Origin of the sequence: Streptomyces violaceoruber (genome assembly GCF_033406955.1) — a bacterium.
Taxonomy (GTDB): domain Bacteria; phylum Actinomycetota; class Actinomycetes; order Streptomycetales; family Streptomycetaceae; genus Streptomyces; species Streptomyces violaceoruber.
In genome coordinates, this window is record NZ_CP137734.1 from 4874322 (window position 1) to 4896843 (window position 22522).

Consider the following 22522-nt stretch of genomic DNA (forward strand, 5'->3'; position numbering starts at 1 on the left):
TCAGGCGACCTCGGTCGAATCGAGCGACTGGGGCGTCGGGGCGGGCTCGGGCGAGGGGTTCATGGCGGTGACTCCTTCGGTCTCGGGGACTGCTGCGGAAGCCGCGTGGCCCGTCGCCGGGTCCAGGCGGCCGGCCAGCGCGCGGCCGATGACGGCGAGGGCGGCGTCGGACTGCACGAGGCCGAGGTGGTCGGCGTCGACACCGACCCGTTCGATCCGGCCCCGCACGTGCGGGCGCCACGACTCGGCGCCGCGGCGGGCCAGCTTGTCGCCGTCCGCCCGCTCGGCCGCCAGCACCAGCACGTCGCCGTCGTAGGTGCCGGGGGTGTGGCCGCGCATCAGGGCCGCGTTGTTCATGAACACCTCCAGGACCGCGGCCAGTTCGGCCTCGTCCAGGCGGCCCATCGGGTCCCCGGCGGCGTTCAGGAACGCGCGGTAGCGGGCCGTGGGGAAGCGGCCGCCGGTGAGCTCCTCCTCGGCGACGTCGAACCCGGCGTCGCGCAGGTTGTGCGCGAACACCTCGGCCAGCGGGGCCTCCGGGCCCGCGCCCGCCCGGCGCGGATAGGCGTCCAGGAAGGCCAGCAGCTCCACCTCCTGCCCGCGGGCGCGCAGTTCGCGGGCCATGGCGAAGGCCACGTTGCCGCCGAGCGACCAGCCCAGCAGCCGGTACGGGCCCTCGGGCTGCGTCTGCCGGACCAGATCCGCGTACTCGGCGGCCATCTCCTGAAGCGTCGCGGGCAGCGGCCCGTCGCCGTCGAGTCCGGCGGCCTGGAGGCCGTACACCGGGATACCGGGCGGCAGGTGGCGCACCAGGCCGGAGTAGCACCAGCTCATGCCGGAACCGGGGTGGACGCAGAACACCGGCCGGGCGGTACCGGCGGCACGCAGCGGGAGCAGCCGCTCCATCGGCTCCCGGCCGCCGCGCGCCGCGAGCCGCACCGCCAGGTCGGCGACCGTGGGAGCGGCGAACAGGTCGCGCACGCCCAGCTCCTCGCCCAGCTCGGCACGGACCCGCTCCACGAGCCGGATCGCCAGCAGCGAGTGGCCGCCCAGGTCGAAGAAGCCGTCGTCGAGACCGACCAGCTCCAGACCGAGGACCTCGGCGAAGAGCCGGCACAGGGCCTCCTCGCGCGGGGTGCGCGGCGAACGGCCCTCGACGGTGCGGTACTCCGGGGCGGGCAGCGCACGGTGGTCCAGCTTGCCGTTGGTGGTGAGCGGCAGCGCGTCGAGGACCACGAGGGCGGCGGGCACCATGTACTCGGGCAGCGAGCCGCGCAGCGCCTGCCGCAGCGCGCCGGGGTCCACACTCGCCCCGGCGTCCGGCACGACGTAGCCGACCAGGCGGCGGTCGCCGGGCGTGTCCTCGCGGACCAGCACGGCCGCCTGCGCCACGCCGGGCAGGCCAGCCGTCACCGCCTCGATCTCGGCCGGCTCTACGCGCATGCCGCGCAGCTTGACCTGGGTGTCGGTGCGGCCCAGGTACTCCAGGTCGCCGTCCGCGCGGTGGCGTACCAGGTCGCCGGTGCGGTACATCACGCCGCCCGCCGGCCCGAACGGGCACGCCACGAAGCGGCCCGCGGTCAGCGACGGGCGGCCCAGGTAGCCGCGGGCGAGTCCGGGCCCGCGCACGTACAGCTCCCCGGGCACGCCCGGCGGCACCGGCTGGAGCGCGTCGTCCAGGACGTACCCGGCGGTGTCGGCGATCGGCCTACCGATCGGCGGGACGGCCGCGCCCGCCAGCGGGGCGCTCATGGTGGCGCAGACCGTGGTCTCCGTCGGCCCGTAGGAATTGCGCATCAGGCGTCCCGCGGACCAGCGGGCGACCAGTTCGGGCGGGCAGGTCTCGGCGGCGACGACCAGGGTCGTGCCGGCGGGCAGCGCGCCCTCGGGGATCAGCTGGAGCACCGCGGGGGTGATCGCCGCGTGGGTGACCCGGTGGCGGACCGCCAGCGCGGCCAGGGCGGGCCCCGGCACGGTGCCGGGCTCCACGACGACGAGGGCCGCACCGGTCAGCAGCCCCATCGCCAGCTCCCAGAACCCGCCGTCGAAGGCGGGGGAGAGGTGGTGCAGGACGCGGCTGCCGGGTACGACGTCCAGCTGCGAGGTGAAGATGTCCAGCAGGGCGGGCAGGCCCGAGTGCGTCACGGTGACGCCCTTGGGGCGGCCGGTGGTGCCGGAGGTGTAGATGACGTACGCGGGATGCCCCGGCAGCAGCGGCGCGAGCCGGTCGGCGTCGGTGAGGTCGGCGGCGTCCTCGCCACCGCCGGCCGCGGACTCCTCGTCAAGGAGCAGCCTGGGCACGTCCGTGTCCGGGAGGCCGGCGGCCACCGCGGCCGTGGTCAGCAGCGCGACCGGTGCCGCGTCGTCGAGGGTGCCCGCGATCCGCTCCGCCGGGTGGGCCGGGTCCAGCGGCAGGTAGGCGGCGCCCGCCTTGGCCACCGCGAGGACGGCGACGGGCAGTTCGGCCGAGCGGGGCAGCGCCAGCGCCACCAGCCGCTCGGGGCCCGCGCCCCGCGCCACCAGCAGCCGGGCCAGCCGGTTGGCGCGCGCGTTCAGCTCCGCGTAGCTCAGCGACGTGTCGCCGGCGACCACCGCCTCGGCGCCGGGGCGCTCCCGCACGTGCCGCTCGAACAGCTCGGGCAGGGTGGCCGGGGCGAGCCCCTTCGCCGTCGCGTTCCACTCCTCGACGACCCGGTGCCGCTCCCGCGGTCCGAGCACGTCGATGCGGCTCAGCGGCCGGTCGGGGTGGGCGGCCGCGTCGGCGAGCACCCGCACCAGCCGGTCCACCAGACCCTGCGCGGTGCCGCGGTCGAAGAGGTCGGTGCGGAAGTCGAGGACGCCCGCCACCCCGTCGGGGGTGTGGTCGGCCGCCCGGCGCTCCGTCACCGAGAACCCGAGGTCGACCTTGGCCGCCGTCGCCGCCGCACCGCCCGTGCCGCTCACCCTCAGCCCGCCCGGCAGCGCCGGCGCGCCCTCCCCGTCCGCCCGCCGCGGTGCGGTGCTGCGCAGCGACAGCACCACCTGGAAGAGGGGGTGGTGGGTGAGGGAGCGGGTGGGGTTGAGGGCTTCTACGAGGCGTTCGAAGGGGAGGTCCTGGTGGGTGTAGGCGGTGAGGTCGGTGTCGCGGACTCGGGTGAGGAGGTCGCGGAAGGTGGGGTTGCCGCTGGTGTCGGTGCGCAGGACGAGGGTGTTGACGAAGAAGCCGACGAGGTGGTCGGTGGCGTCGTCGGTGCGTCCGGCGACGGGGGTGCCGATCGGGATGTCCTCACCGGCGCCGTGCCGGGTGAGCAGCGTCGCGAGGGCGGCCTGGAGCACCATGTAGAGGGTCGTGTCGGTGGCCCGGGCGAGTTCGGTCAGACGGGTGTGCAGGTCGGCGGGGAGGGCGAACTCGACGCGGTCGCCGGTGTGGTCGGCGGTGGCGGGCCGGGGCCGGTCGGTGGGGAGGTCGAGCTGTTCGGGCAGGCCGGCGAGCTGCTGTTTCCAGTAGGCGAGCTGGCGGCCGGCGAGGGTGTCGGGGTCGGTGTCGTCGCCGAGGATCTCCTGCTGCCACAGGGCGTAGTCGGCGTACTGGACGGGGAGGGGCTGCCACGCGGGTGCGTCGCCGGCGCAGCGGGCGGTGTAGGCGGCGGTGAGGTCCTGGGCCAGTGGGCCGCGGGACCAGGCGTCGCTGGCGATGTGGTGCACGAGCAGCAGCAGGACGTGCTCCCGCTCCGACAGCCGCAGCAGCCGCGCCCGTACCGGGATCTCCGCGCCCAGATCGAAGGCGTGCCGGGCCGCCCGTGCGAGGTCGGCCTCGTAGTCGGCCTCCGTGGACTCGGCCGTCTCGAAGACCGGCCGGACCCCGTCGGCGGGGTGCACCACCTGCCGGGCCCCCCGCTCGTCCTCGGTGAACGTCGTCCGCAGGCTCTCGTGCCGCCCGACCACGTCCAGCAGCGCCGCGCGCAGCGCGTCCGGGCGCAGCGGTCCGCTCAGCCGGAGCACCGTCGGGATGTTGTAGGTGGGGCTCGGCCCTTCGAGCAGGTGGAGGAACCACAGGCGCTGCTGGGCGTAGGAGAGCGGGAGGCGCTCGGGACGGGGCCGTGCGGTGAGCGCGGCCCGCGCCCGGCCCGCCCCGGCGAGCACCACGGCGAGCGCGGCCGGGGTCGGCGCCTCGAAGAACTGCCGGATGGACAGCTCGGCCCCCAGCGTGGTGCGGACCCGGCTGACGAGCCGGGTGGCGAGCAGGGAGTGACCGCCGAGGTCGAAGAAGTCGTCGTCGACGGTGACGCCCGGCAGCGACAGGACCTCCGCGTACAGGTCGCAGAGGATCTCCTCGGCGGGGGTGCGCGGTGCCCGGCCCGCGGTCCGGCCGGTGTACGTCGGGGCGGGCAGCGCCGCCCGGTCCAGCTTGCCGTTCGGGCTGAGCGGCAGGGCGTCCAGGGCGACGAAGGCCGAGGGCATCATGAAGTCCGGCAGGGACAGGGCCAGCCGGGCACGGGCGGCGGCCTCGTCCCAGTGGCCGGGGTCCGGGACGACGTAGGCCACCAGCCGCTGGTCGCCCGGCCGGTCCTCGCGCAGGACGACCGCGGCCTGGCGCACACCCGGCCCGCCCGCGACGGCGGCCTCGATCTCGCCCAGCTCGATGCGGTACCCGCGCAGCTTGACCTGCCGGTCCGCGCGCCCGGCGAAGACCAGCTCCCCCGCTTCGTTCCAGTGCGCGACGTCGCCCGTGCGGTACATGCGGCTGCCCGGCGCGCCGAACGGGTCGGCCGTGAACCGCTCGGCGGTCAGCCCGCCGCGGCCCAGGTAGCCGCGCGCCAGCTGCACGCCCGCCAGGTACACCTCGCCGTCCAGACCCGGTGCGACCGGGCGCAGCGCGGAGTCGAGGACGTACACCCGCACCCCCTCGTGCGGGGTGCCGATCGGCACCGGGCCCGGCTCCACCGTGCGGTCCGGGGCGATCCAGTGCTCCAGGCAGTGACCGGTGGCCTCGGTGGGCCCGTAGACGTTCACCACCGTCACGTCCCCCGCGGCCTCGCGCCAGGGTGCCAGGATCTCCCCGCGCAGCTCCTCGCCGCCCAGGGTCAGGGTGCCCGAGGGCGCGACCTCCGGCGGCATGGTGGCCAGCAGCGCCAGGTGCGACGGGGTGCCCTTCATGAAGGTGGCACGGTGGAAGCCGGGTTCGGACCCGGCCGTCTCGGCGAGGGCGCGCAGATCCGTCAGCCGGACGCAGCCGCCGCTGATCAGCGGGGCGTGCAGCGAGCCGACGCTCTGGTCGAAGGACGCGGACGCCTGCATCACGGACAGCCCCGAGATGTCCGGCGCCTGGGAGGACCGGCAGTGCCGCACGAACGCCGACAGGGCCCGGTGCTCGACGACGACGCCCTTGGGGCGGCCCGTCGTGCCCGAGGTGTAGATGACGTACGCCGGATGGCCCGGCAGCAGCGGCGCCGCGCGGTCGGCGTCGGTGAGAGCCGTCCCGGAGTGCCTGCCCAGCGACGTTCCGGTGTTGGGGTCGTCCATGACGAACGTCAGCGGCCCGCAGCACTCCTCGCCGATCCGGTCGTCCACGTCGGAGGTGGTGAGGACGAGCGCGGGGTCCGCGTCCTGGATCATGTGGCGGATGCGGTCCGGCGGGTACTCCGGGTCGACCGGCACATAGGCGCCGCCCGCCTTGAGCACCGCCAGCATGCCGACCACCAGTTCCGTGCGGCGCCCCACCGCGACCGCCACGTGCCGTTCCGGGCCGACGCCCAGCTCGACCAGGCGACGGGCCAGCCGGTTGGCGGCGGCGTCGAGTTCGGCGTAGGTCAGCCGCCCGTCGGGGGCGATCAGCGCCGTCTTGCCGGGGGTGCGCGCCACCTGCTCCTCGAACAGGTCGGTGAACCGCTCTGCGGGCCGCACGTCGTCCGAGCCGCTCCACTTCTCCAGGACGGTGCCCCGCACCTCCGGGTCGAGCAGCGCGACCGCGCCGACCCGGGTGTCCGGGGCGTCCAGGACGGTGCGCAGCGCCCGGCGGAACGCGGCGATCACCGCCTCGACCCGCGCCGGGTCGAAGACCTGCGGCAGATAGCCCAGCGAGAACCGCAGGGTCTCGCGGGGCAGGGCCAGCAGACCCAGCGGGTAGTGCATCTGGTCCTTCGAACGGACCCCGAGGACGGTCGGGAGGTCCGCGTCCGGCGCGGCCCCCGGGGGGCGGCCGCGGCTGGAGTTGAGCGGATAGTTCTCGAACACCATGGCCGTGTCGAAGAGTTCGCCGGAACCCGCCCAGCGCTGGATCTCCGCGAGGCCCACCCACTGGTGGTCGATGAGCCGCGCCTGCTCGCCCTGCAGCCGGCGCAGGAACCCGGTCAGCGTCTCGGCGGGCCGCAGCCGCACCCGCAGCGGCAGGGTGTTCATGAACAGGCCGACCATGGTGTCGATACCGGGCAGCTCCGGCGGGCGGCCGCTGACGGTCACGCCGAACACCACGTCGTCCCGGCCCGTCAGATGGGACAGGACCAGTCCCCAGCAGCCCTGGATCACCGTGTTCACCGTCAGCCCGTTGGACCGGGCGAACCGGGTCAGCGCGGCGCTCGCCGCCTCGTCCTCGGAGAAGTCGATCCGCTCGGGCGCCGCGGTGAGCGCGCCCCGGCCGGGGGCGACGATGCTCGGCGCGTCGAGCCCGGCGAACGCCTCCGTCCAGGCCTGCCGGGCGGCGTCCCGGTCCCGGCCGCCGAGCCAGCCCAGGTAGTCGCGGTAGGGGCGCACCCGGGGCAGGGCCGTACCGTCGCCGTGGACGGTGTACAGGGTCATCAGCTCGCGCAGCAGGATCGGCATGGACCAGCCGTCCGCCAGGATGTGGTGGAGCGTCAGCAGCAGCCGGTGACGGGCCGGGCCGAGCCGGACCAGGGTGAAGCGGATCAGCGGCGGCCGGGACAGGTCGAAGCGCGTCCAGCGGTCCCGCTCGGCGACCCGCTCCGCCGCCGCCTCCCGCTCCGGTTCGGCGACGCCCGACAGGTCCTCCTCGCCCCAGGGCAGGACGACCCGGCGGGGGATGAGCTGCACCGGGCGCTTGAGCCCCTCGTGCCGGAAGGCGGCCCGCAGGTTGGCGTGCCGCTCCAGCAGCGCCTGCCCGGCCCGGCGCAGCCGCTCCGGGTCCGTGCCGCCCTCCAGGTCGATGAAGACCTGGACGTTGTAGGCGTCCAGTTCCTCCTCGTCGAAGAGGTTGTGGAACAGCATCCCCTCCTGGAGCGGGGACAGCGGCAGGATGTCTTCCAAGCCGGACTTGGCCATCAGAGGGAACCCCATTCGCTCTCGAGTCGGGAGATGTCGTCCTCGCTGAGCGAGGTGAGGGAGACGTCCGAGGGGGTCAGACCGCTCGCCTCGGGCCGGCCGGCGTGCTCGACCAGCGCCTTCAGGGCCCGGAACCAGCCCTCGCCCAGGCGCCGCACCTCGGTCTCGGACAGCACGGCGTCCGCGTACGTCCACACGCTGTGCAGCGTGGGCCCCGCGTCGGTGTCGTGGGCGCCCGCGACCAGTTCCACCGGGTGCGCCAGCGGGGTGTCGGGGTGCTGCCCCGCCACGCCCCGCCCGAGCACGCTCCACGGCTCGGGCCCGGCGCCGCCGCCCGGTGCGCCGCCGCCCCGGCCGCCGGTGTGGCGGCCCAGGTAGTTGAAGCCGTACGCCGGTGTCGGCAGGGCGGCGAAACGGTCCCGGGTGCGCGGGTTGAGGTGACGGAGCAGGCCGTGGCCCACACCGTCGCGCGGGACGGCGCGCAGTTGCTCCTTGACCCGCTTCAGGGCCCGCCCGGCCGCTGCCCCGCCGTCCCACACCTCGGCCCAGTCCGGGTCGTCGACCTCGGGGTGCAGCGGCACCGGGTGCATCGAGGTGAACCAGCCGGTGGTGCGGGTGAGGTCGGCGCCCGGCACCAGGTGCTCGTGGCGGCCGTGGCTCTCCAGGTCCACCGTGACGGGCGCCGTGCCCCGGGCGCCCCGGTCGCGCCGCCAGTCGGCGACGGCCAGCCCGAACGCGGTGAGCAGCAGGTCGTTGATCTCCGCCCGGAACACCCCGGGCACCCAGGTGAGCAGGGCGTCGGTGGTGTCCGGGTCGAGGTCGAGGACGACCTGTCCCGAGCGGGCGTGGGTGTCGCGCGCCGGATCCAGTACCGGGTCCGCCGGCTCGGCGGCCGGGCGGGCCGCGTCCAGCCAGTGGTCCGTCTCGGCCTCGGTGACGGGGGAGCCGGCCAGGTCCCGCAGCGCCGACGCCCACCGGCGCCAGCCGGTGCCCGCCGGGCTGAGCGGGCGGCCCTCGTAGGCGGCGGCCAGGTCCGGCACGAGCAGCCGCCAGCTGACCGCGTCCACGGCCAGGTGGTGGGCGACCAGGACCAGCAGCCCCGGCCGGTCCGGCCCCCGGTCGACGTGGCAGGCCCGCAGCATCCGCCCGTCGGCCGGGGACAGCCGGTCGCGCTCGGCGGCGCCCGCCTCGGCCACCAGAGCGTGCAGCCCGGCGTCGTCGACGTCCCCGGCCGCGCGGCGCGTGAGGAGACCGGCGGCGTCCGTGCCGCCGGGCTCGGGCTCGGGCACGGTCATCGACCAGTCCGCGGCGACCCGCAGCCGCAGCGAGTCGTGCCGGTCCAGGAGCGCCCTGAGGGCGGCCACCAGCCGCTCCGCGTCCAGGTCCGCGGGCACCGACACCACCACCGACTGGTTGAACGGGGCGACCGGCCCGCCCAGCGCGGCGAACCACCCCATGATCGGCGTCGCGGGCACCGGCCCGCTCGCCGCTGCCTCCTCTTCCGCCGCTCCCGGTACGGCGCCCGCCGGCACCCCCGCCGCGCCGTCGGCGGCCTGCGCCTCGGCGAGTTCGAGTGCCTCGGCGACGCGGGCGACGCTCTGGTGCTCGAAGATGTCCCGCACGGAGAGCGTGAGGCCCTTCGCGCGGGCCCGGCTGACCAGCTGGATGGACAGGATGCTGTCGCCGCCCAGGTCGAAGAAGCCGTCGTCGACACCGACCGACTCCAGGCCCAGCGCCTCGGCGAACAGCGCGCACAGCAGCTCCTCGCGCGCCGTGACCGGGGCCCGGCCCGTGCCGGCGGCCGCGTAGTCCGGTGCGGGCAGCCGCCCCCGGTCCAGTTTGCCGTTGCCGGTCAGCGGCAGCTCCGGCAGGCGTACGAACGCCGACGGCACCATGTAGTCGGGCAGCGTCTCGCGCAGCCGCTCCCGCAGCTCCTCGTCCGAGGGCACCGGCACCGGTCCGGCCCCGGTCACCAGGTACGCCACCAGCCGCCGGTCGCCCGGCCGGTCCTCGCGCACCACGGCCACCGCCTCCGGCACCCCCGGCTGCCGCGACAGGGCCGACTCGACCTCGCCCAGCTCCACCCGGAAGCCGCGGATCTTCACCTGGTCGTCGACCCGGCTGATGAACTCCAGGTCGCCCCGCCGGTTCCAGCGCACGATGTCGCCGGTGCGGTACATCCGCTCGCCCGGCCCCTCGAAGGGGTTGGCGACGAACCGGGATGCGCTCTGCCCGGGCCGGTTCAGATAGCCGCGCGCCAGCTGCACCCCGGACACGTACAACTCGCCCGGCACCCCGGCCGGTACGGGCTGCAAGTACGGGTCGAGGACCAGCATGCGCGTGTTGGGGAACGGGCGGCCGATGGTCAGCACACCGTCCGCGAGGTCGTCCGGCGCCTCGACCCGCCAGGTCGTGCAGCCCACGATCGTCTCGGTCGGACCGTACTCGTTGAGGACCCGCGCCCCCGGATGCGCCGCGAGCAGCGTCCGCACCGCGCGGCCGGTCAGCGACTCGCCGCCCAGGACCAGCTCGCCGTCCGGCACGCACACCCCGGGCAGCCCGGTGATCAGCGGCAGATGGCTCGGCGTCGCCTTCAGGAACGTCGTCTGCGGCAGGTCGGGCACCTCGCCGTCCAGCGCCCGCTCGTGCAGCTCCTCCAGGTCCGCGAGGTGCACGCAGCCGCCGTTCAGCAGCGGCGCGAACAGACCCGTCACCGTCAGGTCGAAGGAGAGCGGCGAGTGCAGCAGCGCGTTGCCCGCCACGCCCGGGTACAGCTCCGCCGACACCGCCAGGTAGTTCAGCACCGGCTGGTGCTCCACGAGCACCCCCTTGGGGCGGCCCGTGGAGCCCGACGTGTAGATGATGTACGCCGCGTTCCACGGCGACAGCGGCTGCGTGCGGTCCTCGTCCGTCAGGTCGTGCGCGGGCTGCACCGCCAGCCGGGCGGTGACGTCCGGGTCGTCGAGCAGCAGCCGGGGCAGCTCCGCCGGGAACACCCCGGCCGGGACCGCCGACGTCGTCAGCGCGCACACCGGCGCCGCGTCCTCGGCCATGGTGGCGATCCGCTCGCGCGGACTGCCCGGGTCGACCGGCAGGTACGCGGCCCCCGTCTTCAGCACCGCGAGCACCGCCACGCCCATCTCCACCGACGGCGGCAACGAGATCGCCACCACCTGCTCCGGGCCCGCCCCGGACTCCGCGAGGAGATGGGCGAGCCGGTTGGCACGCGAGTTCAGCTCGGCGTACGTCAGCGTCGTCCCGGCGGCCGAGAACGCCGGGCGGCGCGGAGTCCTGGCGACCTGCTCCTCGAACAGCCGGGGCAGGGTCCCCTCGCGCTGCGGGCGCGCGGTGTCGTTCCACTCCCGCAGCACCTGGCGCCGCTCGGCCGGGTCCAGCAGGCCGATCCCGCCGATCGGCCGGTCCGGGTCGGCGGTGACCGAGCCCAGCACCCCGAGCAGCCGCGAGATCACCGACTCCGCGGTCTCCCGGTCGAACAGCTCCGTGCGGTACTCCAGCGAACCGCGCATGCCCGCGGGACCGCCCGACGGGTCGTGCCGCTCGCCGAAGGTCAGCGCCAGGTCGAACTTGGCCACCCCAGTACCGGCCGTCATCCGGGTCGCGTTCAGGAGCGCTCCGGCCTGCCCGGACACGTCCGGGGTGTCCGGGGATGCGGGCGCGGTGCGGTCGCCCGCACCGGCCGTGTTGTTGAAGGTGATCATCACCTGGTACAGCGGGTGGTGGGCCAGACTGCGCGCCGGGTTCAGCGCCTCCACCAGCCGCTCGAACGGCACGTCCTGGTGCGCGTACGCGGCCAGGTCGCGCTCGCGCACCCGGCCCAGCAGCTCGCGGAAGGTCGGGTTGCCGCCGGTGTCGGTGCGCAGCACCAGCGTGTTCACGAAGAAGCCGACGAGATCCTCGGTGGCGGCGTCGTTGCGCCCCGCGACCGCCGTGCCGACGGGAATGTCCTCGCCCGCCCCCAGCCGCGTCAGCAGCGTGGCGAACGCCGCCTGGACCACCATGAACAGGCTGGAGTGCGTGGATCGCGCCAGCTCCGTCAGCCGCGCGTGCAGCGCCGTCGGCACCGTGAACGCGATGCGGTCGCCGGTGTATCCGGCGGTCGCCGGGCGGGGCCGGTCGGTGGGCAGCTCCAACTGCTCCGGCAGCCCCGCCAGGGCGTCCTTCCAGTAGGCCAGCTGCCGCGCCGCCACGCTGTCGGGGTCGGACTCGTCGCCGAGGACCTCCCGCTGCCACAGCGCGTAGTCGGCGTACTGCACCGGCAGCGGCTCCCAGTCCGGTGCCGCGCCCGCGCAGCGCGCCGCGTACGCGGCCGTGAGATCGCGGGCCAGCGGGGCCATCGACCAGCCGTCGCCCGCGATGTGGTGGATGAGCAGCAGCAGGACGTGCTCGGTGTCCGAGACGCGGAACAGCCGGGCCAGGAACGGGATGTCGGCCGTCAGGTCGAAGGCGTGCCGGGCCGCCTCGCCGACCCGCTCCGCCACCTCCCCGGCGGTCACGTCGACCACGTCCAGGCGGCCGGCGGCCCGGTCGGCGGGCAGCACGACCTGCCACGACCCCCCGTCGTCCGCCGCGAACACGGTCCGCAGGCTCTCGTGCCGGACCAGCACGTCACCGATCGCCCGCTCCAGCGCCGCCCGGTCCACCGGACCGGACAGCCGGAGCGCCGTCGGCATGTTGTACGTCGCCGACGGGCCCTCGAACTGGTGCAGGAACCACAGGCGCTGCTGCGCCGGCGACAACGGGACCCGCTCCGGACGCGGCCGGGCCGTCAGCGGCGCCCGCGCGCCCGCCGCCCGGTCCAGGGCGCCGGAGAGCCCGGCGATCGTCGGCGTCTCGAAGAACTGGCGCACGGACAGTTCGACGCCCAGCGCCGTCCTGATGCGGCTGACCAGCCGGGTGGCGAGCAGCGAGTGCCCGCCCAGGTCGAAGAAGCCGTCGTCGATGCCGATCCGGGCGACGCCCAGCACCTCGGCGAACAGCGCGCACAGGATCTCCTCGCGCGGATCCCGCGGCCCCCGGCCCACCGGCTCGCCGTCGTACTCCGGAGCGGGCAGCGCCTTGCGGTCCAGCTTCCTGTTCGGCGTCAGCGGCAGCGCGTCGAGCACCACGAACGCCGTCGGCACCATGAACTCCGGCAGCCGTCCGCGCAGCCGCTCCCGCAGCTCCCGCGCGCTCGGCACCGGACCTGTTGGACCCGCCTGCCCCTCCGGCCCCTCCGGACCCTCCGGACCCTCCGGACCCTTCGGTACGACGTACCCGACCAGCCGCCGGTCGCCCGGCCGGTCCTCGCGCACCGTCACCGCGGACTCGGCCACCGCCGGATGCCGGGACAGCTCCGCCTCGATCTCCCCGAGCTCGATACGGAAACCCCGCAGCTTGACCTGCTGGTCCACCCGGCTCAGATAGCGCAGCGCACCGTCCCGGCGCCGGCACACCAGGTCGCCCGTGCGGTACATCCGGGTACCGGCCGGGCCGTACGGGTCGGCGGTGAACCGCTCCGACGTCAGCGCGGGACGCAGGTGATAACCCTGCGCCAACTGCTCCCCGGCCAGATACAACTCGCCCGGCACACCGACCGGTACCGGCCGCAGCGCCGAGTCCAGCACGTAGGCCGAGGTGTTGGCGAGCGGCCGGCCGATGACCGGCCCGGACTCGGCGACATCGGCCGCCGTCGCCCAGATCGTCGCCTCCGTCGGCCCGTACAGGTTCGTCACGGAGCGGGCGCGGTCCGTCAGCGCCCGCGCCAGCTCGGACGGCAACGCCTCCCCGCCCACCAGCACCCGCACCCCGGCCAGCTCGTCCCCGGCCACGGCCGCGACCCCCTGCCACAGGCTCGGCGTCGCCTGGACCATGGTGATCCCCGACGCCGACACCCGGTGCAGCAGCGCGTGCGGGTCGCGCGCGGTCTCCTCGTCCGCGAGCACCAGCACCGCGCCGTGCAGCAGCGGGAGGAAGATCTCCAGGCCCGCGATGTCGAAGCCCACCGTGGTCACGGCGAGCAGCCGGTCACCGGGCCCCGGCGTGAACCGCCGGCCCATGTCGGCCAGGAAGTTGTCCAGCGCCCCGCGCGGCACCACCACGCCCTTGGGCCGCCCCGTGGAACCCGAGGTGTAGATCGTGTACGCCGGATGCGCCCCGTGGACCGGGCCCCGCAACTCGTCCGCCCCGAGGTCCGCGTCCCCGTACCCCGACAGCCCGGCCTCCGCCACCGGTTCGGTCACCGTGAGCGCGGGCCCCGCGTCGGCCAGCATGTACTCCACCCGGTCGGCCGGGTAGTGCGGGTCGATCGGCAGGTAGGCGGCCCCGGACTTGAGGACCGCCAGCAGCGTCACGACCAGCTCCGCCGAGCGGGGCAGCGCCACGGCCACGAACCGGCCCGGCGCCGCGCCCCGCGCGACGAGATGCCGGGCCAGCCGGTTGGCGCGCGCGTTCAGCTCCGCGTAGGACAGCCGCACCTCGCCGAACTCCAGGGCCGTCGCCCCCGGCGACCGCCGCGCCTGCCGCTCGAAGAGCCCGGTCACCGACGCGGCCGGCGGCTCGGCCGCGGTGTCGTTCCACTCCTGAAGGACCAGCCGCCGTTCGGCCGCGTCCATGATTTCCAACTGCCCCACGGACCGCCCCGGGTGCGCCACCGCCGCCGCGAGCAACCGCACCAGCCGGTCGGCGAGGTCCCGCACCGTGGCACGGTCGAAGAGCGCCGTGCTGTACGTGACGCCGCCGCTCATGCCCGCGCAGGAATGGTCGGCACCGAAGTGCTCGGCCAGCGCGAACGACAGGTCGAAGCGCGCCGACACCGACTCCGACGCCACCACCTCCGCAGCCAGCCCGGCGAACCGGTCCGTCTTCGTGCCCTGCGTGTTGTGCAGGGTGAGCATCGTCTGGAAGAGGGGGTGGTGGGTGAGGGAGCGGGTGGGGTTGAGGGCTTCTACGAGGCGTTCGAAGGGGAGGTCCTGGTGGGTGTAGGCGGTGAGGTCGGTGTCGCGGACTCGGGTGAGGAGGTCGCGGAAGGTGGGGTTGCCGCTGGTGTCGGTGCGCAGGACGAGGGTGTTGACGAAGAAGCCGATGAGGTGGTCGGTGGCGTCGTCGGTGCGTCCGGCGACGGGGGTGCCGATCGGGATGTCCTCGCCCGCGCCGTGCCGCGTCAGCAACGCCGCCAACGCCGCCTGGATCACCATGAACGCCGTGGTGTTGGTCTCCCGGGCGAGTTCGGTCAGACGGGTGTGCAGGTCGGCGGGGACGGTGAAGGTGACGCGGTCGCCGGTGTGGTCGGCGGTGGCGGGCCGGGGCCGGTCGGTGGGGAGGTCGAGCCGTTCGGGCAGGCCGGCGAGCTGCTGTTTCCAGTAGGCGAGCTGGCGGCCGGCGAGGGTGTCGGGGTCGGTGTCGTCGCCGAGGATCTCCTGCTGCCACAGGGCGTAGTCGGCGTACTGGACGGGGAGGGGCTGCCAGGCGGGTGCGTCGTCGGCGCAGCGGGCGGTGTAGGCGGCGGTGAGGTCCTGGGCCAGTGGGCCGCGGGACCAGGCGTCACTGGCGATGTGGTGCACGAGCAGCAGCAGGACGTGCTCCCGCTCCGAGACCCGGAACAGCCGCGCCCGTACCGGGATCTCCGCGCCCAGATCGAAGGCGTGCGCCGCCGCCTCGGCCACCCGTTCCGCCACGTCCTCCGCGGCCACGTCGACGACGGCGAACGGCGTCGCGACGGCCTCCACGGGCAACACGATCTGCTGGGCGCCCTGATCGTCCTCGGTGTAGGTGGTGCGCAGGCTTTCGTGGCGGGCGAGGAGGTCGTTGAACGCGGATTGCAGGGCGTCGGTGTCGAGGGTGCCGGTGAGGCGGAGGGTGGTGGGGATGTTGTAGGTGGCGGTGGGTCCTTCGAGTTGGTGGAGGAACCAGAGGCGTTGCTGGGCGTAGGAGAGCGGGATGCGCTCGGGGCGCGGCCTCGCGGTGAGCGCGGTGCGCAGGGTGCCGGACGTGTCCAGGGCACGGGAGAGGCCAGCGACGGTCGGCGTCTCGAAAAGCTGCCGGATCGGCAGCTCCCGCCCGAGGGTGGTGCGGATGCGGCTCACCAGGCGGGTGGCGAGGAGGGAGTGCCCGCCGAGGTCGAAGAAGCTGTCGTCGATGCCCACGGTGTTCACCGAGAGGATCTCCGAGTACAGGGTGCAGAGGATTTCCTCGCGGGGGGTGCGGGGGGTTCGTCCGGTGGTGGATGCCGAGTAGGCGGGGGCGGGGAGGGCGGTGCGGTCGAGTTTGCCGTTGGGGGTGAGGGGGAGGGCGTCGAGGGTGACGAGTGCGCTGGGGACCATGTAGTCGGGCAGTGCGCTGACCAGGGCGTCGCGCACGGTGTTCTCGTCGTATCCGGTGGAGGTGACCAGGTAGGCGACGAGGCGCTGGTCGCCCGGCTGGTCCTCACGGAGTTGGACGGTGGCTTGGGTGATGCCGGTCTGTGCGGTGAGGGTGGTTTCGATTTCGCCGGGTTCGATGCGGTGGCCGCGGAGTTTGATCTGGTGGTCGGCGCGTCCGTCGTAGGTGAGGTGGCCGTGGTGGTTCCAGTGGGCGAGGTCGCCGGTGCGGTACATGCGGGCGCCGGGAACGCTGCTGTGGGGGTTGGCGGTGAAGCGTTCGGCGGTGAGGGCGGGGCGGCCGAGGTAGCCGCGGGCGAGTTGTTCTCCGGCGAGGTACAGCTCTCCGGTGGTGCCGGGGGCGACGGGCCGCAGGGCTGAGTCGAGGACGTAGACCTGGGTGTTGGCGAAGGGCCGTCCGATGGGGACGGGGCCTTCTTCCGTGCCGTCGAGGCGGTGGTCGGTGATGTTGACGGTGGATTCGGTGGGTCCGTAGGCGTTGATGATCTGGGCGCCGGGGTGCTGGGTGCGCCAGTCGGTCAGCTGGTCGGTGTGGAGGGCTTCGCCGCCGAGGATGAGGGTGTGGGACGGGGACGCCGTGGCTGCCAGGTTGGTGAGCAGGGGGAGGTGGCTGGGTGTGGCCTTGATCAGGCTGGGCTGGACCTCAGCCTCCTCCAGGCTGGTCAGGTGGACCGTGCCGCCGGCGGTGAGAGGCGTCCACAGGGCGGTGATGGTGAGGTCGAAGGCCAGCGGGGAGTGCAGGACGGTCACGCCGGTCATGGCGGAATACGTGCTGCGGGCGCGGTGGAGGTAGGTGGCCAGGGCATGGTGTTCGATGACGACGCCCTTGGGGCGGCCGGTCGAGCCGGAGGTGTAGATCATGTACGCGGCATGGCGTGCTGACCAGGGCGTCCGTCGTTCCGCGTCCGTGACGTCGTCGGTGGGCCGGTGACCGTATGCAGCCGCCGGTATGGGCTCCCTGAGGGTGAGCGCCGGTCGGGCGTCGTCGAGCATGTAGGTGATGCGTTCGGCGGGGTAGTCCGGGTCGATGGGCAGGTAGGCCGCGCCGGTCTTGAGCACGGCCAGCATGCTGGTGACGGCGTCCAGGGACTTGTGCAGCGCGATCGCGACGAAGTCCTCTGCACCGAGCCCCTGTTCGAGCAGGTGCCGGGCGAGCTGGTTGGCGCGCCGGTCCAGTTCGGCGTAGGTCAGGGAGGTGCCGTCGCACACCACCGCCACGGCGTCCGGCGTCAACCGGGCCTGCTCGCTGATCAGTTCGTGCAGCGGCGTTCCGGGAAGCTCGGTCGGGGCCCCGTTCCACTCCACCAGGACCCGCTCCCGTGCGGCCGGGTCGAGGGTGTCCAGGTGGGCCACGGGACGGTCCGGGTCGGAGATCAGGGTTTCCAGTACCCGTAGCATCCGTCGGCCGAAGTCGCGGGCGTACGCCTCGTCGTAGAGGTCGGGTCGGTAGTCGACGCGGAAGGACAGTTCGGCGCCGCGCATCGTCGCGACGACGTTGACGGCGAAGTGCGTGCCGCCCTTGATGTCGGCCGAGGCGACCCGGAGCCGGTCCGGGTCGGCGGGGGCGGTGAGGTCGCCCTCCTCGACCGGGTAGTTCTGGAAGACCATGGCGGTGTCGAAGAGTTCGCCGTGTCCGGCCCAGTGCTGGATGTCGGCGAGTCCGGGCCACTGGTGGTCCAGGAGGCGGGCCTGTTCGTTCTGGAGGCGGCGGAAGAGGTCGCCGAGGGGTTCGGCCTGGTCGAGGCGGGCGCGGACGGGCAGGGTGTTGATGAACAGGCCGATCATGGACTCGACGCCGGGCAGCTCGGGCGGGCGGCCGGAGACGGTGGCGCCGAAGACGACGTCGTCGCGTCCGGTGGCCTGGGCCAGCGCGAGGGCCCAGGCGCCCTGGACCGCCGTGTTCATGGTCACGCCCTGGCCCCGAGCCCAGGCCGACAGGGCGCCGCTGACCTCGGAGTCCACGGTGAAGGACACCTGCGAGGGAGCGGTCGACGCCGGGCCGGCGTCCGGGGCGAGAAGGGTGGCCTCGTCGAGCCCGGACAGGGACCGCCGCCAGGCGTCGCGGGCGGCGTCCCGGTCGCGGACGTCGAGCCAGGCCAGGTAGTCGCGGTAGGGACGGACCCGGGGGAGCGCGGAGGGGTCACCCTCGGCGGCGTAGAGCGCCATGAGTTCGCGCAGCAGGACCGGCATGGACCAGCCGTCCAGCACGATGTGGTGGTTGGTCATCACCAGGCGGACGCGGTCGGCGGACAGCCGGATGGCGGTGAAGCGCAGCAGCGGGGGCCGGCCCAGGTCGAAACGGCGGGCACGGTCGGCGGCCGCGAGCCGGTCGGCCTCCGCCCGGCGCTCCTCCTCGGACAGCGTGCTCAGGTCGGCGTCCTGCCACGGCAGGTCGACGTCGCGCAGGACCAGTTGGGCCCAGGCCCCGTTCTTGCGCTGCCGGAACCCGGCGCGCAGGTTGGCGTGCCGGCGCAGCAGCGCCCGGGCCGCCTCGCGCATCCGGGCGCCGTCGAAGGGGCCCTCCAGGTCGAAGGCCACCTGGCCGATGTAGAGGTCGGGCCCCTCGGTGTGCAGCAGCCCGAGGAACACGAAGCCCTCTTGCAGCGGGGAGAGTGGAAGGATGTCCTCGATCTTGCCGCGCGCACGGGTCGGTTGCTGGCTCACTGCTCAATCTCCCACTCGGACTCAAGGTCGGACTCGAATTCCTCGATCTCGGACTGGCTGAGCGAGCCGAGGGTCACGTCGGACGGGGTCAGGCCGCCGGTGCCGGCCCGGTCGGCCTGCTCCACCAGGGCTTCCAGCGCCCGGAACCATTGCTCGGCCAGGCGGCGGGCGTCGTGATCGGGGACCAGGCGGCGTGCGTAGGTCCACTCCGCGCGCAGTCGGGGGCCGTCCGCCCCCTCGTGGACGACGGCGCTCAGCTCCACCGCGTGGGCCATCGGCGCCGTGGGCCGCGAGGCGGCGAGGCCGCCGCCCGTGACGGTCCACGGTTCCGGGGTGCCGGTGGCCGGGGTGACCCGGCGGCCCAGGTAGTTGAAGCCGAAGTCGGGCTCGGGAAGGCGTGCGAGGCGGGGCCCAGCGGTGGGGTTGAGGTGGCGCAGCAAGCCGTGGCCGAGGCCGTCGCCCGGTACGGCCCGCAACTGTTCCTTCACCTGCTTGAGGCCGTCCCGGAGCGCGTCGCCGTCCTGGTGCAGCCGCGCCCAGTCGGTGACGTCCGGAGCCAGCCGCACCGGGTGGAGGGCCGTGAACCAGCCCGCCGTGCGGCTGAGTTCGGCGCCCGGCACCGCCTCCTCGTGCCGGCCGTGGCTCTCCAGGTCGAGCACGACGGGCGCGTCCGGGTCCTCGCCGCGTCCGCGCCGCCACCCGGCGACGGCGAACGCGAAGGCGGTCAGCAGGACGTCGTGCACGCTCGCGTTGACGCCCCCGGGCAGGCGCGTGAGCAGGGCCTCGGTCGTGTGCGGGGCCAGGTCGAGGCCGATGCGTCCGGCGTCGCCCTGGAGATCGCGGCCGCGGTCCAGCCGCAGGGTGCCCGCCCCGGTGAGCGTGTGCTCCCAGTGGGCGGTCTCCGCCTCGACGCGGGGGTCGGTGGCCAGCCGTGCCAGGGAGGTGGCCCACTGCCGCCACGAGGTGCCCACCGGGGCGGGCTCCTCGCCCCGGTAGGCCGCGGCGAGGTCCGGTACGACGATGCTCCACGTCACCGAGTCGACCACCAGGTGGTGGGCGACCAGGATCAGCACGCCGTCCGCCCCGGAGGTCCCGCCCGTGCCGTCCGTGTCGTCCGTGCCGTCGACCAGGACCGCCTGGAGCATGCGGCCCTCGGCCGGTGCGAGCCGGTCCCGTGCGGCGCACGCCGCCTCCACGAGCAGGGCGTCGCGCGCCGCGCCGGTGGCGCCGGGGGCCCGCGTGACGACGCTCAGGACGTCCGCGGCCGGCACACTGCCCGGGGCGCGTACCTCCGTGCTCCCGTCGGGCAGGACGCGCAGGCGCAGCGCGTCATGGTGGTCGAGCACACGTTGCAGGGCCGGGACGAGCCGGTCCCGGTCCACCGCGGGCGGCAGAGACACCACGACCGACTGGTTGAAGTCGTCTCCGCCCAGGCCCAGTTCGGCGATGCGGGCCATCACGGGGGTCAGCGGGGCGGGACCGTACGGCGGCACCGCTTCGGCCTCCGGCACGGAGGCCGCGTCGTCCCGGTCCGTCAGCGCGGCGGCCAGCCGGGCCGTCGACTGGTGCTCGAAGACGTCGCGGACGGCGAGGGCGAGTCCGGCGGCGCGGGCCCGGCTGACGACCTGGATGGACAGGATGCTGTCGCCGCCCAGATCGAAGAACCCGTCGTCGACGCCCACCGCGGACAGGCCGAGCACCTCGGCGAAGAGCGTGCACAGCAGCTCCTCGGCAGGGGTGCGGGCGGCCCGCCCGGTGGACGCCGCCCCGTAGTCGGGCGCGGGCAGCGCCTTGCGGTCCAGTTTGCCGTTGGCGGTCAGCGGCAGGGTGCCGAGGACCACGAACGCCGACGGCACCATGTAGTCCGGCAGCGCCTGGCGGGAGAAGGCGCGCAGCGCGTCCGGGTCGACCTCGCCGTCCCGGCCCGCCGCGGCCACCACGTAGCCGACCAGGCGCCGGTCGCCGGGCCGGTCCTCGCGGACGACGACGGCGGCCTGGGCCAGCTCCGGGCGCGTGGCCAGGACCGCCTCGATCTCGCCCAGTTCCACCCGGAAGCCGCGGATCTTGACCTGGTCGTCGGCGCGGGCCAGGTACTCCAGTTCGCCCGCCGCGTTGTAGCGGACCAGGTCGCCCGTGCGGTACATCCGCTCGCCGGACCCGCCGTACGGATCGGCGACGAACCGCTCACAGGTCAGGTCGGGACGGTCCAGGTAGCCGCGCGCCAGACCGGAGCCGGAGATGAACAGCTCGCCCGGCACGCCGGCCGGCACCGGCTGGAGGTACCGGTCGAGCACGTAGGCCCGGGTGTTCCCCGTCGCCCGCCCGACCGGCAGGCTGCCGCGGGCCTCGTACGGCGCGGTGACCTCGTGCTGCGTCACGCACAGCGTCGTCTCGGTCGGCCCGTACAGGTGACGCAGTACGATCCGCGGGTGGTGCGCGAGGACCCGGGCCACCGCGGCGGGCGAGACCACGTCGCCGCCGGTCAGCACCTCCCGCACACCGGCGAAGCACTCCGGTGCCTCCTCCGCGACGACCCGGAAGAAGCCCGCGGTGAGGTGGATCGCGGTGATGTCGTGAGCGGTGATCAGGTCGGTGATCGCGGCCGGGTCCAGGTGTCCGGGCGGTGCCACGACGACCGTTCCGCCCGAGACCAGGGGCACCCACATCTCGTAGCAGGACACGTCGAACGCGTGCGGGGCGTGCAGCAGTACCCGCTCGTGGACGCCCGGCCGCCAGCAGTGGTCGCGGACCAGGTCCACGACCCCGCGGTGGGTGACCGCGACGCCCTTCGGCACCCCGGTGGACCCGGAGGTGTACATCACGTACGCGAGATCCTGCGGGCGCAGGCCCACCTCCGGAGCATCGTCGACGTACCCGGAGCGCGAGCCGGATCCGGATCCGGAGCCTGTGCTGGTGCTGGTGCTGGTGCTGGTGCCGGTGCCGGGGGCCGCGTCGGCCTCCGAGCCGGACGGGGCGGCGCCGAACTCGTCGACCACCATCACCCGCGCGCCGAGCTGCCCGGCCCGCGCCGCCTCGGCCCGGTCGGTGAGGATCAGCGTCGCGGCGGTGTCCGCCACCACGTGCCGCATCCGGTCGAGGGGATACGTGTCGTGCAGGGGCACGTAGGCGCCGCCCGCCTTGGCGATGGCCAGCGTCGCCACGACATGGGCGGGCGACCGCTCCATCAGCATGACCACCGGCGTACCCGGCCGCACCCCCTGCTGCCGCAGCAGCCGGGCCAGCCGGTTGGTGCGCAGGTCGAGTTCGGCGTACGACACCGTCGTCCCGCCCCGCACCAGCGCCGGTGCCCCGGGCGTCCGGAGCGCCTGCTCCGCGAACAGTTCCGGCAGCGTCGCGTCCAGCCCCTCCAGCAGGGGACCGGTCCCCCGGTCGAGCAGCGAGCGCCGTTCGGACCCGGTCAGCACCGGCACCCGGGACAGCCGCACACCGGGATCGGCGACGACCGCCTCCAGCGTCCGCACGAACCGCTCCACCAGGGACCGGGCCGTGGAACGGTCGAACAGGTCGGTCCGGAAGTCCAGCGCGCCCGTCAGCCCGGTGCTCCGGCCCTCACCGTCCCGGACCTCGGCGAGCGCGAACGCCAGGTCGACCTTGGCCGCCCCGAGCCGGCTGCGCTCCGCGCCGACCCGCAGTCCCGGCAGCGCCAGCGAGGCGTCCGGGTCCGTCTCCGCCGTGCTCAGGATCAGCATCACCTGGAAGAGCGGGTGGTGCGCCAGAGTACGGGCCGGGTTCAGTGCCTCCACCAGCCGCTCGAAGGGGAGGTCCTGGTGCGCGTAGGCGGCCAGGTCGGTGCGGCGCGTCTCCTCCAGCAGCTCCCGGAAGGTGGGGTTGCCGCTGGTGTCGTTGCGCAGGACGAGCGTGTTCACGAAGAAGCCGACCAGGTTCTCCGTCGCGTCGTCGGTGCGTCCGGCGACCGGGGTGCCGATCGGGATGTCCTCGCCCGCGCCCAGCCGGGTCAGCAGTACGGCGAGTGCCGCCTGCACCACCATGAACGTACTCGAGTGGGTGGCCCTGGCCAGCTCGGTCAGTCGCACGTACAGGTCCGCGTCGAGCGAGAAGGCGACGCGGTCGCCGTCCTGGCTCGCCATGGCCGGCCGGGGCCGGTCGGTGGGGAGGTCGAGCTGCTCGGGCAGGTCGGCGAGCTGCCGTGTCCAGTAGGCGAGTTGCCTGCCCGCGGGGGCGTCGGCGTCGCCTTCGTCGCCGAGAAC

General features: G+C 74.5%; 3 protein-coding genes (1 of these 3 running past the window's edge). All 3 read right to left on the minus strand.

The features are described from left to right. Tightly spaced (each overlapping or abutting the next), the 3 genes in view from R2E43_RS22015 to R2E43_RS22025 form a layout consistent with a single transcriptional unit that may run on beyond the window. Nucleotides 1–7254 carry an amino acid adenylation domain-containing protein gene (locus R2E43_RS22015; RefSeq protein WP_332056497.1) on the minus strand — a complete coding sequence of 2418 codons (7254 nt, stop codon included), beginning with the start codon at nt 7252–7254 and terminating at the stop codon, nt 1–3. Continuing rightward, nucleotides 7254–18293: a non-ribosomal peptide synthetase gene (locus tag R2E43_RS22020; protein WP_332056498.1), complete on the minus strand. Its 11040-nt coding sequence runs from the start codon at nt 18291–18293 to the stop codon at nt 7254–7256. Before R2E43_RS22020 ends, R2E43_RS22015 begins: the two co-directional genes overlap by 1 nt. Continuing rightward, nucleotides 18290–22522, minus strand: partial view of a non-ribosomal peptide synthase/polyketide synthase gene (locus R2E43_RS22025; RefSeq protein ID WP_332056499.1) — the final stretch only. It continues 18129 nt past the right edge of the window; 4233 of the gene's 22362 nt are visible here — the last part of the coding sequence; its start codon lies beyond the right edge, outside the window; its stop codon occupies nt 18290–18292. The genes R2E43_RS22020 and R2E43_RS22025 overlap by 4 nt, the downstream gene beginning before the upstream one ends.